The sequence below is a fragment of the Pseudomonas ovata genome (assembly GCF_003131185.1).
Classification (GTDB): domain Bacteria; phylum Pseudomonadota; class Gammaproteobacteria; order Pseudomonadales; family Pseudomonadaceae; genus Aquipseudomonas; species Aquipseudomonas ovata.
Genome location: NZ_QFFU01000009.1, coordinates 174,085 through 190,764, shown reverse-complemented (window position 1 = coordinate 190,764; position 16,680 = coordinate 174,085). Strand labels below are relative to the sequence as shown.

At 61.7% G+C, this 16,680-nt stretch carries 12 protein-coding genes and 1 pseudogene; 9 read left to right on the top strand and 4 right to left on the bottom strand.

What is annotated here, in order from left to right; translation table 11 throughout:
- Positions 1-260: 260 nt before the first annotated feature.
- Positions 261-3,362, bottom strand: a complete 3,102-nt coding sequence (locus DGA31_RS14835) for an efflux RND transporter permease subunit (protein ID WP_109513053.1) — start codon at positions 3,360-3,362, stop codon at positions 261-263.
- Between the two features lie 21 nt (positions 3,363-3,383).
- Entirely contained in the window at positions 3,384-4,550 is a 1,167-nt protein-coding gene (locus tag DGA31_RS14830; protein ID WP_421957972.1) for an efflux RND transporter periplasmic adaptor subunit, read from the bottom strand.
- 191 nt (positions 4,551-4,741) lie between these two features.
- Between DGA31_RS14830 and DGA31_RS14825 the strand changes: the two genes are divergently transcribed.
- Positions 4,742-5,296, top strand: coding sequence for a TetR/AcrR family transcriptional regulator (locus DGA31_RS14825; RefSeq protein WP_109513052.1), 555 nt, complete (start codon positions 4,742-4,744; stop codon positions 5,294-5,296).
- A gap of 3 nt (positions 5,297-5,299) precedes the next feature.
- Here DGA31_RS14825 and DGA31_RS14820 read toward each other — a convergent pair whose 3' ends face one another.
- The gene (locus DGA31_RS14820; protein ID WP_056839870.1) at positions 5,300-5,548 is read right to left on the bottom strand and encodes a hypothetical protein; all 249 of its coding nucleotides are present in this window, start codon (positions 5,546-5,548) and stop codon (positions 5,300-5,302) included.
- A gap of 208 nt (positions 5,549-5,756) precedes the next feature.
- Between DGA31_RS14820 and DGA31_RS14815 the strand changes: the two genes are divergently transcribed.
- The 3 genes from DGA31_RS14815 to DGA31_RS14805 all read left to right on the top strand — a co-directional run bounded on the left by DGA31_RS14815 (position 5,757) and on the right by DGA31_RS14805 (position 7,355).
- Entirely contained in the window at positions 5,757-6,155 is a 399-nt protein-coding gene (locus DGA31_RS14815) for a hypothetical protein (RefSeq protein WP_109513051.1), read from the top strand.
- Positions 6,156-6,249: 94 nt separating this feature from the next.
- The gene (locus tag DGA31_RS14810) at positions 6,250-6,858 is read left to right on the top strand and encodes an SCO family protein (protein ID WP_056839868.1); all 609 of its coding nucleotides are present in this window, start codon (positions 6,250-6,252) and stop codon (positions 6,856-6,858) included.
- On the top strand, positions 6,858-7,355 hold the full coding sequence (locus tag DGA31_RS14805) for a copper chaperone PCu(A)C (RefSeq protein ID WP_109513050.1): 498 nt from the start codon (positions 6,858-6,860) through the stop codon (positions 7,353-7,355). The genes DGA31_RS14810 and DGA31_RS14805 overlap by 1 nt, the downstream gene beginning before the upstream one ends.
- A 613-nt stretch (positions 7,356-7,968) precedes the next feature.
- Here DGA31_RS14805 and DGA31_RS14800 read toward each other — a convergent pair.
- Positions 7,969-8,466: a hypothetical protein gene (locus DGA31_RS14800; RefSeq protein ID WP_109513049.1), complete on the bottom strand. Its 498-nt coding sequence runs from the start codon at positions 8,464-8,466 to the stop codon at positions 7,969-7,971.
- A gap of 593 nt (positions 8,467-9,059) precedes the next feature.
- Here DGA31_RS14800 and DGA31_RS14795 point away from each other — a divergent pair.
- The 5 genes and pseudogenes from DGA31_RS14795 to DGA31_RS14775 all read left to right on the top strand — a co-directional run bounded on the left by DGA31_RS14795 (position 9,060) and on the right by DGA31_RS14775 (position 16,673).
- Positions 9,060-9,314 carry a DUF6124 family protein gene (locus tag DGA31_RS14795; protein ID WP_241509588.1) on the top strand — a complete coding sequence of 85 codons (255 nt, stop codon included), beginning with the start codon at positions 9,060-9,062 and terminating at the stop codon, positions 9,312-9,314.
- A gap of 365 nt (positions 9,315-9,679) precedes the next feature.
- Positions 9,680-10,828 (top strand): annotated as a pseudogene (locus DGA31_RS14790) (AAA family ATPase); the annotation flags it as partial.
- A gap of 300 nt (positions 10,829-11,128) precedes the next feature.
- Complete coding sequence (locus DGA31_RS14785; protein WP_109513048.1) at positions 11,129-13,528, top strand: type VI secretion system Vgr family protein; 2,400 nt, start codon at positions 11,129-11,131, stop codon at positions 13,526-13,528.
- 2 nt (positions 13,529-13,530) lie between these two features.
- The gene (locus DGA31_RS14780) at positions 13,531-14,343 is read left to right on the top strand and encodes a toxin Tle1 chaperone Tla1 (RefSeq protein WP_109513047.1); all 813 of its coding nucleotides are present in this window, start codon (positions 13,531-13,533) and stop codon (positions 14,341-14,343) included.
- On the top strand, positions 14,334-16,673 hold the full coding sequence (locus DGA31_RS14775) for a T6SS phospholipase effector Tle1-like catalytic domain-containing protein (protein ID WP_109513046.1): 2,340 nt from the start codon (positions 14,334-14,336) through the stop codon (positions 16,671-16,673). The genes DGA31_RS14780 and DGA31_RS14775 overlap by 10 nt, the downstream gene beginning before the upstream one ends.
- The last annotated feature ends 7 nt before the right edge of the window (positions 16,674-16,680 follow it).

The window sequence follows — 16,680 nt, the reverse complement described above, 5'->3', positions numbered from 1 at the left end:
CCCGGCCATGGCAGGGCAGGGTGCCGCCGGTGAATGCGCAGGGCCTGTAAAACCCCTGACACCCCACCATCGCCACGACCCCCTGGTAGGAGCGCGCTTGCCCGCGACCGAGTGCGCAGCGCTCGAAAAATTGATGCAACGCCACAGATTTACAGCTGTGAACACGCCCAAAATCTGCGAAACGCCGCAATTTTACGACTGCTGATGCAGCCGGTCGCGGGCAAGCGCGCTCCTACGGCGCTCAAGCGCGCAACCGGTGGTTACTTCGGCTTGCGCCGCAATACCGTCAGCACCCAGACAAAGAAGATCGGCACCAGCACCACCCCCAGCAGGGTGGCGCTGAGCATGCCGCCGATCACCCCGGTGCCCAGCGCGCGCTGGCTGGCAGCACCGGCGCCGGTGGCCAGGGTCAGGGGCACCACGCCGAGAATGAATGCCAGCGAGGTCATCACGATGGGCCGGAAGCGCAGGCGTGCCGCTTCCAGGGCGGCTTCGCGCAGCGGCGTGCCCTGTTCCCACAGCTCCTTGGCAAACTCGACGATCAGGATGGCGTTTTTCGCCGCCAGCCCGATGATGGTGATCAGCCCGACCTTGAAATACACATCATTGGGCATGCCCACCGCCGTGACTGCCAGCACCGCGCCCAGCGCACCGACCGGCACGATCAGCAGCACCACCAGCGGGATCGCCCAGCTTTCATACAGCGCCACCATCAGCAGGAACACCACCAGCAAGGCCAGCGCAAACAGCGTGGTCGCCTGGCCACTGGCAATCCGCTCCTGATACGACAGGCCGGTCCACTCATAGCCGATGCCGGCCGGCATCTGCGCAATGATGCGCTCCAGTTCGGCCATGGTCTCGCCGGTGCTGACACCCGGCGCGGCGTCGCCGGCAATGCGGATCGACGGATAGCCGTTGTAACGGGCGATCTGCACCGGGCCTTCTTCCCAGCGCGTGGTGATGAACGCCCCCAACGGCACCGGCGTCCCTTCGTTGTTGGGCACGAACAGCCTGAGCACGCTTTCGGGCGTCATGCGCGAGGCGGATTCGGCCTGCACCACCACCCGTTGCTGGCGCCCGGCGTTGGCGAAGTCGCTGATCACCGCCGAGCCAAAGGCCGTCGACAGCGCATTGCTGATCGACTCGAAACTCACCCCCAGGGTGCGGGCCTTGTCGCGGTCGATGTCCAGGCGCAATTGCGGCGCTTCGGCCAGGCCCTCCATCATCGCGTAGAGAAACAGCGGGTTGCCATTGGCCTGGCCCAGCAACTGATCACGGGCCTTGAGCAATGCCTCGCGGCCCAGGCCGCCGCGGTCTTGCAGGCGCAGCGAGAAACCACCCGAGGTGCCCAGCCCGTCGATCGGCGGCGGGGTCACGGCCATGACTGTGCCGTCGCTGATGCTGGCGAACGCCTGGTTGAAGGCCGCTGCTTCATCGCCGGCCGACTGGCCGTCACCGCGCACCGACCAGTCCTTGAGGGTCGGGAAGGCGAGGGCAGCGTTTTCGCCCATGCCCGAGAAGCTGAAGCCCAGGATCATGGTCACCGCTTCAGTGGCCTCGCGGTTGACCAGCCATTGCTCCAGCTGTCGGGTGGTGGCATCGGTGCGGGCCCGGGTGGCGCCCGGCGGCAACTGTACATCGACGATGGTGTAGCCCTGGTCCTCGATGGGGACGAAGGATTCCGGCAGGCGCAGGTAGAAGAACCCCAGCAGCGCGACAATGCCGACGTAGATCAGCATGTAGCGGCCGGTGTGCTTGAGCAGGCTTGAATTGAGCCGCTCATAGCGTTGCGTCAGGCGCCCGAACAGCCGGTTGAAACCGCCAAAGAAACCGGTTTTTTCATGGTGCCCTTCGGGGATCGGCTTGAGCAGCGTGGCGCACAGCGCCGGGGTGAAGGTCAGGGCCAGGAAACCCGAGAACAGGATCGACACCGCCAGCGACAACGAGAACTGCTGGTAGATAACACCCACCGAGCCGCCCATGAATGCCAGTGGCAAAAACACTGCCGACAGCACCAGGGTAATGCCCAGGATAGCCCCGGACACCTGGCCCATCGCCTTGACCGTGGCCGCCGGCGGCGACAGGCCTTCCTCGGCCATGATCCGCTCGACGTTCTCGACCACCACGATGGCGTCGTCGACCAGGATGCCGATGGCCAGCACCATGCCGAACATGGTCATCATGTTCACCGAGAAACCCAGCAGGTACATGATCGCCAGCGTACCGGCCAGGCACACCGGCACCACGATGCTGGGGATCAGGGTGTAGCGGATGTTCTGCAAAAACAGAAACATCACCACGAACACCAGCGCCATGGCCTCGATCAGGGTGTAGATCACCTTGTCGATGGCCACGTCGACGAACCGCGAAGTGTCGTAGGGGATGGAGAACTCCACGTCGTCCGGGAAATTCACCGACAGCTCCTGCAGCCGTTGCTTGACCGCCTCGGCGGTGGCAATGGCGTTGGCGCCCGGCGACAGTTGCACGGCACCGGCCACGGCCAGCTTGCCGTTCAGGCGCGCATCGAAGTTGTAGTCCTGGCTGCCGACCGCCAGGCGCGCGACGTCGCCCAGGGTGACATTGGAGCCGTCCTGGTTGGCGCGCAGCACAATGCGGGCAAACTCTTCGGGGTTGTCCAGCGTGCCCTTGACCGCCAGCACGCCGGTCAGCTCCTGCCCGCTGGCGCCCGGGGTGCTGCCGAAACTGCCGGCCGGTACCTGGATGTTCTGCGCGCGGATGGCGGCGGTTACATCGACCAGCGACAGGCCATAGCCGACCAGCTTCTGCGGATCGATCCACACGCGCATGGCGGCTTCAGAGGCAAAGAACTGCAGCTTGCCGACGCCAGGGACCCGGCGCAGCTCGTTGTTGACGTTGCGTGCGGCGTAATCGGCCAGCGCCACGGTATTGCGTCCTTCGGCCTCGCCTTTGTAGCTCAGGGCGTAGATCAGCAGAAAGCCGGAACTGGCCTGCTCGACCCCCAGCCCCTGGGTCAGCACGGGCTGGGGCAAGCGCGCCTCGGCCTTCTTGATGCGGTTCTGCACCTCGACCTGGGCCAGGTCCGGGTCGGTGCCGGGCTGGAAGCTTACGTTGATCTCGGCAATGCCGTTGGCGTTGCTGGTCGACTCGAAATACAGCATGGCCTTGGCGCCGTTGAGCTCCTCTTCAATGACGCTGGTCACCGAGTCGACCAGCACCTGCGCCGAGGCGCCGGGGTAGCTGGCGCTGATGGTGATCTGCGGCGGTGCGACCACCGGGTATTGCGCCACCGGCAGTTGCGGCAGGGCGATCAGGCCGGCGAGCAGGATGAACAAGGCAACGACCCAGGCAAAGTTGGGCCGTTTGATGAAAAACTGTGACATGGACGTTCCTCGAAGTCGGCCTTACTGGGCGCTGGACGGCTGGGGGGCAGCAGCGTTCTGGGGCTGCGCGGCCTTGGCCACCACTTTGTCGCCGGGGTTCAGACCGGTCATGGCGCCGTGGATGACCTGTTCGCCGGCACTCAGGCCTTCAAGGATCTGCCAGCGCGACGCCTGCATGACACCGGTCTTCACCGGGCGGGCCTGAACGGTGCCGTCCGTGCCGATCACCAGCACCTTGGCATTGCCGTCGCTGCCGCGCTGCACGGCGCGCTGTGGCACCAGGATCGCTTCGTTACTGACGCTTTGCGGGGTTTGTACGCGCACGTACATGCCGGGCAGCAGCAGGCCGTCGGGGTTGCCGAAGCGAGCACGCAGGGCCACCTGGCCGGTGCTGCGCTCGACGTCGACATCGGTGAACAACAAGGTGCCGCGGCGCTTATAGTCGGTGCCCTCAACGCTCAGGGTCAGGGCATCTTCACCGCCCTTGGGCAGGCGCCCGTCCTGCATGGCAGCGCGCATGCGCAAGGCATCGGCCACCGGTTGGGTGAAGTCGACATGCACCGGGTCCAGTTGCTGGATGGTGGCCAGCAGCGTGGTCTCGTTCTGGCCGACCAGTGCGCCCTCGGTCACCGAGGCGCGGCCGATGCGCCCGGAAATCGGCGCATTGACCGTGGCATAGCCCAGGTTCAGCCGGGCGGTTTCGACATCGGCCTGTGCCGCACGGCGCGCGGCCACGGCATTGAGCTGGGTGGCCTTGGCGGTGTCGTAGGCCTGCTGGCTGACCGCTTCGATCTTGACCAGCGGTTCATAGCGCTTGAGCGTGGCCTGGGCTTCGGCCAGGGTGGCTTCGGTGCGCGCCAGATCGCCCTGGGCCTTGGACAGGGCGGCCTTGAACGGCGCCGGATCAATCTGGAACAACACCTGGCCGGCCTTGACGTCGCTGCCTTCGGTGAAGTTGCGGCTCAGCACGATCCCGGCCACCCGCGCCCTGACTTGCGCCACCCGCACCGGTTCGACCCGGCCTGGCAGCTCACTGATGACGGTAAATGACTCGGGCTTGACGGTCAGGGCTTCGACTTCTCTGGAGGCCGCTGCACCTTGGGGGCCGGCTGGCGGTTGTTTTTCACAGCCGGTCAGGCCCAGCAGGGCCACCAGCGCGATCACCGAAGCGACGCGCTTTTTGTGCATGTTGTTCATTACATCCCCGGGGGCAAGGCCCGTCAGTGCCTGAAAGCCGGCAATGATCTGGTTTTGTTTGATCTGAGTCAATATTGACTCATATGAAGCATTTGTGTGCAATTGTGTAAGGCTCATTGAATGTGTAGGCTTTTTCTGCAAAATGTCGCCCACGCTGTCCAGCCGAGTGAAAGAACCGCCCCATGGATTTACCCGCCGCCGATGCAAAATTCCTCAAGGCCCTGGCCATTGCCGTGGTTGATCACCAGAGCGGTACGTTCAAGGACATCGCCGAGGCTGCCGGCGTCAGCAAGGCCACCCTCAATCGCTTTTGCGGCACCCGCGCCAACCTGATCGACATTCTGCATGACCACAGCACCACGCAGATGAACCAGATCATCCAGGATGCCGACCTGCTGCAGGCTCCCGTCCTGGACGCCTTGCAGAACCTGATTGACGGGCACCTGGCGAACCGCGAAATGCTGCTATTCATGATGGCCGAGTGGCACCCGGACTGCTTGCTCGAGGACGCCGAGGAGCGCCGTTGGCAGTCATACTCCGACGCGATGGACGCCTTCTTTCTGCGTGGCCAGCATGAGGGCATCTTTCGCATCGACCTCAGCGCGGCCATGCTCACCGAAGTGTTTGCCTCGCTGATGTTCGGCCTGGTCGAATCGCAGCGTCGCGGCCGGGTGGCGCGTGCGGCAATGCCTGGCTTGCTGCGCCAGTTTTTCCTGGACGGTGCCAGCCGGCGTTGACACTCAGTCCTCGTTGTCCTCTTCATGCCTGAGCGCCGCCCGGTCGGCCAGTTCGCCCAGCGTCTCTTGCACCACCGAGGCATTGGCGCGGATCGCACCCAGATGCTGCTGGATCTGTGCCAGTGTCTGCGGGTCGTTCTGGCGGTCGATCCACAAGGCGATTTCCTCGACGGCGCCGACCAGCGCCGCATTGTTTTCGACCAGCCGGTCCAACAGCGTGACCAACGGATCGTTCGGCAGGTTCTCGGACATGGCAGTGACTCCCTGTTGTTTCCAGACAGCCTAGCAAAGGATCGGCATTTGCCTGGCCAAAAGCTGGCGCTTTGCAAAGAACGCGCCCGTGCGCCATTTTGCCGCACAGGGCTGTGAGTGCGCCGGGCCTTGGCTTGCCGCGCGGTCAGGCCGGGGCTGCCTGCAATGGCGGTGTTCGCCCAGGCTGGGCAATGGTAAATTCGCCGCCATGAAATTCGTCCGCACTCACCGCGCCCTCGTGGCCTGCACGCTGACCGGCCTGGTGCTGTTCAGCGCGGTGCTGTGCAGCCTGGGTCACGGGCGGATGCTGGCGACGTTCATGCCCGCGCCGGCGCTGGAAATCTGCGGCGACACCACCACCGCGACGGTGGCCGCGCAACGCCAGGCCGAGGCCGGGCATCACCCATTGCCCGGTGGCCACGGGCTGATCATGCAACTGGCGCTGTTCGACTGCGCCTTTGCCGGCAAGCTGGGCACGGCGCTGATCTCGTTCGCCACGGTGGGCTGGTGGCTGCGGCGGCTGTTCAGCCGCGTGCCCCTGCACGAGCGCCTTGACTGGCGGCCCGGCCGACACACCTCACCAGGCAGAGTCGCCCAGGCCCCCTGAGCGCCAGGCTGACTTGCCAAGGGCCCGCCACGCCGCGAGCCTGCCTGAGACACGGGCGCTGTCCCGTCCCGATCCTGGAAAAGGACCGTAGTGCATGAACCATCATTTATCCCGCCGCCAAGTGGTCGCCGGCCTGTCCCTGCTGAGCATGGGCGGCCTGCTGGCCGGGTGCGGCAATTCCAACGTCCTGCCGTTCAAGCATGGCAAGGACATGAGCAACGAAATCGTCGGGCGCAATTTCAAGCTGCGCGACACTGAGGGCAACTACAAGAGCCTGTCGAGCTTTCGCGGCTACATGCCGCTGGTGTTCTTCGGCTTCACCCAATGCCCGGCCGTGTGCCCCACGGCGCTGGCGCGTGCCGCGCAGATCAAGAAACTGCTGGGCGCCGACGCGCCGATCTTCCAGGTGATCTTCATCACCCTGGACCCGGAGCGCGACACGCCGCAGATCATCGAAAAATACGTCAAGGCCTTCGACCCTGACTTCGTGGCGCTGTCCGGCACCCTGGAAGAAACCGCCGCGGTGGCCAAGGAGTTTGGCGTGTTCTACGAAAAGGTGCCGCTGGGCGACACCTACACGATCTCGCACACCGCCACCAGCTATGTCTACGACTCGCGGGGCGTGCTGCGCCTGAGCCTGTCGCACAAGCTCACCGCGCAACAATGCGCCGAAGATTTGCTTACGCTTATGGAAGTCTGCTGATGAATGTACTGACCCGTACCGCTTTCAAAACCACCGTTGCCGCCCTGGCGCTGATCGGCCTGAGCCTGCCGGCCTACGCCGACACCCAGGTGCAGGACGCCTGGGTGCGCGCCACCGTCCCCGGCCAGCCCTCCACCGGCGCCTTCATGCAACTGACCGCCAGCACCGACAGCCAACTGGTTGGCGTGGCCTCCACGGCGGCCAAAATCGTCGAGATTCACCAGACGTCGATGAAAGACGATCGCATGAACATGAACAAGGTCGACAGCGTCGCGCTGCCAGCCGGCAAGCCCGTGGCGTTCGACGCCAACGGCTACCACGTGATGCTGATCGGCCTGGCGGCCCAGGCGAAGGAGGGCGACCAGATCCCGCTGACCCTCACCGTGCAGGACGCCAAGGGCACGCGCCAGACACTGGACGTGCAAGTACCCGTGCGGGCGCTGAACAGCGACGGCCATGACGTACATGCCGGACATGGGGCGCACATGGGGCATTGATGGGGACGTGTGAAGCCATCGCTTGAGCGGCTCATCCCGATTATGTGAGTTCTGATACCGATCGGATCGTGGCCAGTGCAGGTGTCTTTGACATAGGACCGGCCGGCGATCCGCTTCAGCCAGGAACGGTACTTATTGATTTATTGGATTTGAAACTCACCCCTGTAGGAGCGCGCTCTGCCCGCGACCGGCTGCGTTAGCAGTCGTAAATTTGTGGCGTTTAATCAATCTTGCGAGCGCTTCGCACTTGGTCGCGCTGGTCCGGCATTCCGGCAGAGCGCGCTCCTACCAGGTCCCCTGTTTGCTGCGCGACAGTGTGGTGTCAGCTATACGGGGGAATCTCCTGCAGAGGGGGCATTTAATACCCAATAAAGCCAGTCAGTGACTGTGTGTTTGTTTTTGATGGCTTGCGCAGATTTGGACTGTGTTAATCATCTGGCCAGTTATCCTTGATGCCCTTTGATTTTCGGTAAAAATAAAGGCACGGCTCGTGCAGTAGCCATCATGGAGATGACAATTACGGCTGCAATCCAAGATCCGTTAAAGTAGATGTCTAGTAGGTTATAAAGTGCCGCAAAGGGTATGGCGATGGTGGTCGTTATCAGGAAATATTTCATTGGGTTTTGCATTCCGGTGTTTCGTCTTTGATGGGGCACTTGGCGATAATTTTTCCTGTTTGCCAAGTCGCTTGAACTGTTACTGTTTTTTTGATTTCGTTTGAGTGGTCCGCTTTGCGTGCTGTTAGTTTTGCTGCGCGATTAGTCGTGTTGGCTGCTTGGTTTGACAAGGTCTTGAGCGCTTTTCCTGAGCTAATGAGTGTCTTCGCTGAAGCCAGCATGCTCGGTGCAAATATGCTGAATCCGCCTGATAAAAGTAGGTGGCTAACATTGATTTCAATGCACGTCCACTTGATGTCTGTCATCTCGCGATTGTGGTTAATCTTTTCCTGTATTTGTCCAAGTAGTTGTTTGCCGACTTGCATCCCTGTCTCAATGACAGCGCCCAGGGCGAAACTTGTCATGGCGGCATCAAAGGCAAAGCAGGCCTTGGCGCTGCCTTTGTCCTTGAGCAACAACGCATCCGGCCCGAGAGGACGGGTGATCTGCGCCATGTGTGTGAGCCGCTGGAAATCCACGAGATTCCTTGACGGTTGGGTAGGAAACGAGTCTGTGGAAGTCTTGCGAGTCATCAGGCTGAAGACAGCCGGCCGCGTCTGAGGCGGATGTAGGACGGATCGGAAGTGTTGCGGGGCGTGTGCGGGTCTTACATTTTTTGAGGCTTGGCAGAAGGGTTGTCTCCTGTGCCCAGCTTACGGCCGTCTTGTCAGAAAGCACCGCTCTGCACTGCATTTCAAGGCCAAATTGTCTGCTGATTGCAAGACGCCTCCCTTTAACTTGCAGGAAATTTCCGAGAAAATGCCGACCGCTTGCGCTTGCTCATTTCCCTCACTAGGCTGCCTCGCGTCGCTGATATAAAGCGGCAGGGCTTGGCCGCCCAGGATGGATTGAGAGTGCAGTCGCTTGAGATGTTGTTAGCGGATGCTGGTTGTCCGTGCTCACATTGTTATGGCAGCTGTGCAAGGGACACCTTCGGGTGTGCCGGATTCGCTCTCTCATCCGGTCGGCCAACCCTTGTACTGTTGCCACCCAATCTGCTTGGCCGCAGAGCGAGTGGTAATCCTTGTCCACGAGAGAGGCTTACCCAATGAAAAAGATCGTCCCCGACCCACCCGGTTCAACCCCGACGCCCGCCCCGGGCACCTCCCTGATTTCCTTCGAAGACCAGTTGAACCACGTTTCGGAACTGCTGGGCTGCGCCAATGCGACGGCCTACGAATGTGGCGACAACTTGTGCGGTGAGCAGCGCGCCCTGGCCATGGCGACGACCCATCTGATCGCCCAGGCCCAAGGCGTCATCGACCTGATGATCGATCATTTGCCGCCCATGCCGGAACGGTAGGACGAATCCTGTTTGATAGCCAAGGGGCTGCGCTCGGTCGCGTCAGTCCCTTGTGCGCACAACCCATGCCTATGAATCAACGTCTTGATCGACGCGACTAACTCTGTCGGCCGCTTGTCTGTCCGTAACAAGTTGGCATCAACTTATGACCGGCAGGGTATATGCATTAGAGGGATGAATGAGTGTTCATGGTTTATGCGCCTTACAGGAAAGAAGTCAGGCTTGTAGAAATTATCCCCAAGACTATGTGTGAAGGTTCTGAGATTTTTCTGCGTGATAGCTTTGCGCGGTCGGTTCATATACTGTTTTACTTTGATGTGCGTCACAGTCTTGCTGTGTACCAGCAGCAAGCCGTATTGACCCAACAGCACCAGCGCGAACGCGAACTGGCCCGGCAACTGCTCGACGCCCGCCAGGCCCAGGCCCCCTGCGCGGAGCACTGTGCCCGCCTGCAACGCCATCTGCACGAGGTGCAAGGCCACCACCCGTTGCTGTCGCTTGACGTCAGTGCCCGCAGCGTGGCCGAAGTGATTGCCGACTGGACCGGTGTGCCGCTGGGCAGCCTGCTCAAGGACCAGCAGGCCAGCCTGCTGGCGCTGGAGCAGCAACTGGGTGACCGCGTGATCGGCCAGCCCCAGGCCCTTGGCGCCCTGGCCCAGCGCCTGCGCGCCGCCCGCACCGGCCTGACCGATGACAAGGCACCGCAAGGCGTATTCCTGCTGGTGGGCAGCAGCGGCGTGGGCAAGACCGAAACCGCCCTGGCCCTGGCCGACAGCCTGTTCGGCGGCGAAAAATCGCTGATCACCATCAACCTGTCCGAATACCAGGAAGCCCACACCGTCAGCCAGCTCAAGGGCTCGCCGCCCGGTTACGTCGGCTACGGCCAGGGCGGTGTATTGACCGAAGCCGTGCGCCAGCGCCCCTACAGCGTGGTGCTGCTCGACGAAGTGGAAAAGGCCCACCGCGACGTGATCAACCTGTTCTACCAGGTCTTCGACCGGGGCTTCATGCGCGACGGTGAAGGCCGCGAAATCGACTTTCGCAACACGGTCATCCTCATGACCTCCAACCTGGGCAGCGATCAATTGCAAGCCCGCCTGGACCACGCGCCTGACACCCCGGACAGTGGCCTCCAGGAACTGCTGCGGCCGATCCTGCGCGAGCACTTTCAACCCGCCTTGCTGGCGCGCTTCCAGACCCTGATCTACCGCCCGCTGCAGGCCAAGGCACTCAAGACCATCGTCGGCCTGAAGCTCGCCAGGGTCGCCCGCCGGCTGGCCGAACACTACGGCCTGCACTGCCAGACCGACGACGCCTTGCACGACGCCCTGGTCGCCGCCTGCCTGCTGCCTGACAGCGGCGCACGCAACATCGACAGCCTGCTGAACCAGCAGATATTGCCGGTGCTGAGCCAGCAGTTGCTGGAACGGCAGGCCGCCAGCGTCAAGACCTGCGGGGTGGTGATGGGGTATGGGGAGGAGGGGGTGAGTGTGCGGTTTATGGATGATTATTGAAAGAGAGCCTTATGCACTCATTAAATCCGGGCTTTACTTCGTTAGTTTTCGAGTTTGATCAGTGGCGTGTTTCAGCAAAGTAAATAAATACTTTTGTAGGAGATTTCCTGAAGTGTGTTGGGAAATATCTGTTTTGGTGGGGCGCTATGGAATAGCTCTTTTGAATCATTCATTGTCACGCTTTGTTTAAGTTCTGCAATAAGTTGCAGTGAATTAATTAAATATCGTCAATCAATAAGTCGAGCGTCCAGCCCTGCCGGCTGACTTTTATTTGTCTCCGAACTTCGTCGAGCCTGACCCATGCCCAGCCCACTGCCCGTTATCTTCGACCACAGCTGCCACACCCTGCATGTCGACGACGTCAAGGACCGGCTCGACGTGCTGGCCTTCGAGGGCGAAGAGCACCTGAGCCAGCCCTTCACCTACCGCATCGAATTCACCTGCCCGCAGCAGGACCTCGCCGCCGAACAGTTCCTGGGCCGGGCCGGGCATTTCAGCCTGCACCCACCGGCGCACACCCTGCCCAGGGCGCTGCCGGGTTTTCCCGTGCCGGCGGTGGTGCCGTTGCGCACGCTGCGCGGCACGATCACCGGCCTGCAGCGTTTGTCAGGCTCCGTTGACGAGGCGCGCTACGAAGTCACCCTGCAGCCGCGCCTGGCCCTGCTGGCCCGTGGCCGGCAATACCGCCTCTACCAGGACCGGTCGGTGCCGCAGATCGTCGAGCACATCCTGCGCAGCCGGCACGGCTTTCTCGGTCAGGACTTCATCTTCACCCTGTCGCGCGAGTACCCGCGCCGCGAGCAGGTCATGCAGTACGGCGAAAGCGACCTGGCCTTCATCGACCGGCTGCTGGCCGAGGTCGGCATCTGGTACCGCTTCACCAGCGATGACCGCCTGCGCATCGACGTGGTGCAGTTCCACGACGACCAGCGCCAGTACCAGCGTGGGGTCAAGCTGGCCCAGCACCCGCCGTCGGGCTTTGCCAGCCATGAAGACAGCGTCTGGGCCTTGCAGACCCGCCACCAGGTGGTGGAAAAGAACATTCACTTTCGCAGCTACGACCCGCGCAACCTGCACACCTGGCTCAAGGGCGAGGTCGACCACAGCCGGCGGGCCACCACCACCTACGGCGAGGCCTATCACTACGCCGAACCCTACACAGCGCTGGGCGACCCGCTGGCGCTGGACGAAGACCTGCTCAGCGAAAGCGGCTTTTTCTATGCGCGGCTGCGCCATGAGCGCTACCTCAATGACCAGGTGCGCCTGAGCGGCACCAGCAGCAGCGCCACCCTGGCGCCGGGGCAGGTGCTGAACATTCTCGGCGACGCCCCGAAGGCCTTCGCGCCGGGCGCAGTGCTGACCCGCCTGATCACCCGCGCCGCCCGCGACAGCAGCCTGATCGCGCACTTCGAGGCCATCCCGTACTCGGAAACCGTGTGCTTTCGTCCGCCGCTGCCGGACAAACCGCGCATGGCCGGCACCGTGCCGGCGCGGGTCACCAGCAACCATGCCAACGACCCCTACAGCCACATCGACCGCGAAGGCCGCTACAAGGTCAGCTTCCTGTTCGACCGCGACGAATGGCCCCAGGGCAAGGAAAGCATGTGGCTGCGCCTGGCCCGGCCCTACGCCGGAGACGTGCACGGGCTGCACCTGCCGCTGATCCAGGGCGCCGAAGTGGCCGTGGCCTTCGAACAGGGCGACCCGGACAAGCCCTACATCGCCCACGCCCTGCACGACAGCGGGCACGTCGACCACGTGACCCTGGGCAAGCGCGACTACACCCGCAACGTGCTGCGCACCCCGGCCAACAACAAGCTGCGCATGGAAGACCGGCGCGGCGAAGAACACGTCAAGCTCAGCACCGAGTACAGCGGCAAGAGCCAGCTCAACCTGGGGCACCTGGTGGATGCCGAAAAACACAAGCGCGGCGAAGGCTTCGAGCTGCGCACCGACGGCTGGGGCGCGATCCGGGCGGGCAAGGGGCTGTTCATCAGCGCCGATGAACAGGCCAAGGCGCAGGGGCCGGTGCTGGAGATGCAAGCGGCCGTCAAACAGGTCGAGCAGGCCAGCCAGCAACTGGGCACCTGCCAGGCTGTCGCCGCAGGGCATCACAACCTGGCGCCAGCCAGTGACGGCCTGCAACGGCTTCAGGCCGATGCGCAAGCCCTCAATGCGCCCGCCATCGTGCTCAGCGCCCCGAAGGGCATCGCGGCCCTGACCTCCGCCAGCCTGCTGCTGCACAGCGGTGACGCGATGTACCTGCAAAGCCAGGACGAACTCAACCTGTGCGGCGGCCAGCGCCTGTCAGCCCAGTCCGAACAGGGCATGAGCCTGCTGGCGCGCGAGGAAGGCATGCGCCTGGTCTCCGGCAAGGGACCGCTGGAAATCGAATCCCATGGCGACCTGCTCAACCTCATCGCCCAACAAGACATCACCGTGCAATCGGTGCAGGGCCACCTGCAACTGACCGCCAGGAACGGCATCACTCTGGGCTGCGGCGGCGGGTTTATTCGTATTACCCCAAGTGGCGAGATTCAGATTCACAGCACCGGATTACTGGGGCTCAAGGGCCAGCACCGGTTTGAAGGACCCGGCGGGGAAAGCTTTCCGTTGCCGGAGTTGCCGAGTTCGGTCTGCAAGGAGTGTCTTGAAAAAGCCAAGGCCGCTAGCCAGATATTCGTAGCCGAGGGAGGCTAACCATGAGCGACTTCAATTCCGATCATTGGCTCAACCTGCTGCAGGGCGCCTGTACGCAGGCGTCTACCCCTTTTATTCATTTGATCATTGATCAAGTCGGCTGTGCTGGACGATTACTCGCCAGTGTGCGCAGCGTTGAGCCGCCGATATCCTGGCATTCGCTGTACGCCGGTCTGCCCGAAGAGGCAGCCGAGGATGTGGCGCCGTTATTAGTGCGCATTGACCTTGCGAAGCCTTTGCAACGCTTATGGCTGGCCGGTCTGCTACAAGAACTTCAGGGTCGCCATGAACTGCTGGCGTTGGTGTCGCACTGGTCTTTCAAGTATCTGGGCGAGCACTTGACCGCGTGCCTGGAAGCCACTCAGGGCGGCCATCGCGGGCTGCTGCGCTATTACGATCCGCGTTTGTTCCCCCTGCTGTTTAAAGTCTTTGATCCAGAGCAGCAGCAACGCTGGCTGCAACCGGCATTCATCTGGAGCTGGCTGGACCGTGACGGTCAGCCGCAATGCCTGGTGGGCGAACCGGCCACGTTCGAGGAGGCCGCGCCACTGCGCCCGACCGAACTCAGCGACGCGCAACTGGAAACCTTCGGTTGTGCCAGCGATGCCACCCTGGCTATCCCCATGCTGAGCAGGGTCTTGCCCAAGGACTGGAGCGCCGAGCGCCGCTTTCAGGTTTGCTACGCCGCCATGCTCGAAGCCACCCGCGAAGGACTGATAGCGGACAGCCAACGGCTGGCCTTCGTGCGCGACCGCTTGCACACCTTATTGATGGATCAGACCTCAGACCCAAGGAAAACCACATCATGTCCATAGGCTTGATTTCTACGTTTGCGGGCAGCGTCTCCCCACCGCCCTCGAGAGACTTGGCACCGGTATGGTATCCACCGCAGTTTCCGTTGCAGGGCCGGCTACCGAGTCGGCCCGAGCAAGTCTGGGATAACGTCTATCGTCGCACGGAGGCTGAACGCGACTATCACGACTCCACCAGTAAGGCGGCCGGGCGCAGAGGCATGCCGCCATGCTGCAAGGTATTGCATGTCACCCTGTGCTTCGACGGCACCGGCAATAACCTTAATCACGACCTTTACATGGCTAAAACCAAGAAGCCGACCAATATCGGCCGGATTTTTCGCGCCAGTATCGGTACCGGCTATACAGGCGGCACCTCCTTTACGCCTGGCGCCGAACGGCTCACGGATGTGCCGGGCACCGGCGAAGGTCAATATTTCAAGTACTACATGCCGGGTGTCGGCACGCCGTTTCCCGAAGTAGGGGATTTGGACTACAGCACGCCAGGGCTTGCCATGGCCGCCTTTGGCCAAGAGCGCATCAACTGGGGGCTATTGATGATCATCGATGCCCTGCGCCTGAGTCTGGGGCTACCTCGCCTGGATAATGCGCAGCTATATGCGGCGGTGCAGTCAATGGGCACGACAGTCGAAATGAGGGGCAATGCCAACCGTGCTATAGAGATTCAAAAGCAGTTGCAGGTGATTGCCAAACCGCTGCGTATTGCCCTTGAACCACCGCGTCCCGGTAAGCAGAAGCTGCTGGGTATCAAACTGTATGTCTATGGTTTTTCCCGTGGAGCTGCATCTGCTAGAGCCTTCGTCAACTGGCTGGGCGGATTGCTGTCGTTTGCGGACAGCATGCCCTCCCTGCACCTGAATGATCTGAGCCTGCCCGTCAGTATCGAATACCTTGGGTTGTTGGATACCGTTGCTTCTGTGGGAATTGCCAACGCCTCGCAGATCACTACCGGTCATATGAGTTGGGCCGATGGCACTCAACAATTACCTGACAACGGTCTGGTTAAGCGCTGTTTGCAAATCGTTGCCAGTCATGAGCAGCGCCTGTGCTTTCCGCTGGACTCGATTCGCCGTGAGAATGGTAAGTATCCGGCCAATAGCGTCGAGGTTTTGCATCCGGGGATGCATTCCAATCAGGGGGGTGGGTATCCGCCGGGAGAGCAGGGGAAGGGATACAGCCTTGACCCTGAAATAGGCGATGGCCTGCTTCTTTCGCAGATAGCTCTGAATGATCTGTATGCAGATGCTTTTGCTCATGGCGCGCCTTTAAAGGTACCTAGGAGCACCTTGCCTTTTGAGCTTAACCGCGAATCATGGCGTGCAATGGAAGATGATGTTGCACAGCACTTTGAGGCGTCACCAACTCTGGTCAACCGCTTCAATGCGTGGCGCCAAGTAACCCTGAACTTGGCGACTGCCCCAGAACTGTCTATTGAGCAGGTTGAACTCTATCGACCGCTGCAATCGGACCAAACAATCGAGCAGGCCCTACGTACACAAATGGCCTGGATCACGGCTTGGCGCATCGACCGTTACGCCTTTCTCAGCCTACAAGAGCAGGATTTCTTTAAGTGGGCGAACGATGACCACGCGCAAGAGAAGCCCCGGCAGGCTGCCGAAGCTGATCGTGATGCTCGCCAAGCACTGGTGGAAACACAGCGCAGGGTACAGCTGGTGCGTGCACGCACAGGCTCAGCACCGGCAGTTCCTCTACCGCCTGGCGTTCAGGATTTTGATCCGGATATGGCCAGGACTCAGTTGCACGAAGCGGCTCAGGAGTTTGGCGTCGAGTATCGACACGGCTTGCAGCGCAATGTTGCGATCTGGGTGGTCGAGCAACTTATGGATGTGAAGGTCAAGGGCGCTGTGCAATTAGAGTACAAGCGGCTCAAGGCCGACGGCCAGGCGCTGGTTAGCCGGTTGTTTCCGGCACCCAGTGCGCAGCGCAACCACATGAGCGAAACCTTACGTGGCAACGTCGACGAAAGTCGCAATGCTAGTGAGCCTGAAGGTTTGCTGCGGGCATTGTTTGATGATCAGGTGCATGACTCCCGCGCCTGGTTTCTGTACTGGTTTTGCCTCAACTATTTAAAAAAGGGCCAGCGTGAAATTACCGGCAGTTATTTCCGTGACCGCATGGTGTTCTTTGGTGAGGTCCACTCGCGAATGCTGGTGGTGTATGACCAACACGGCCAACCGCTGGCCGCCACCGATAGCAGCCTGCGCACTGGCGAGCCAGGGGTGGCACCTATGGATGCCGAGCAACTGGCCCAGGCACAGAAGAACACTGAAGCACTGTTCAAGTCGGGAGAGGTCAGCGATGCGACCGTCTAAGGTGCTT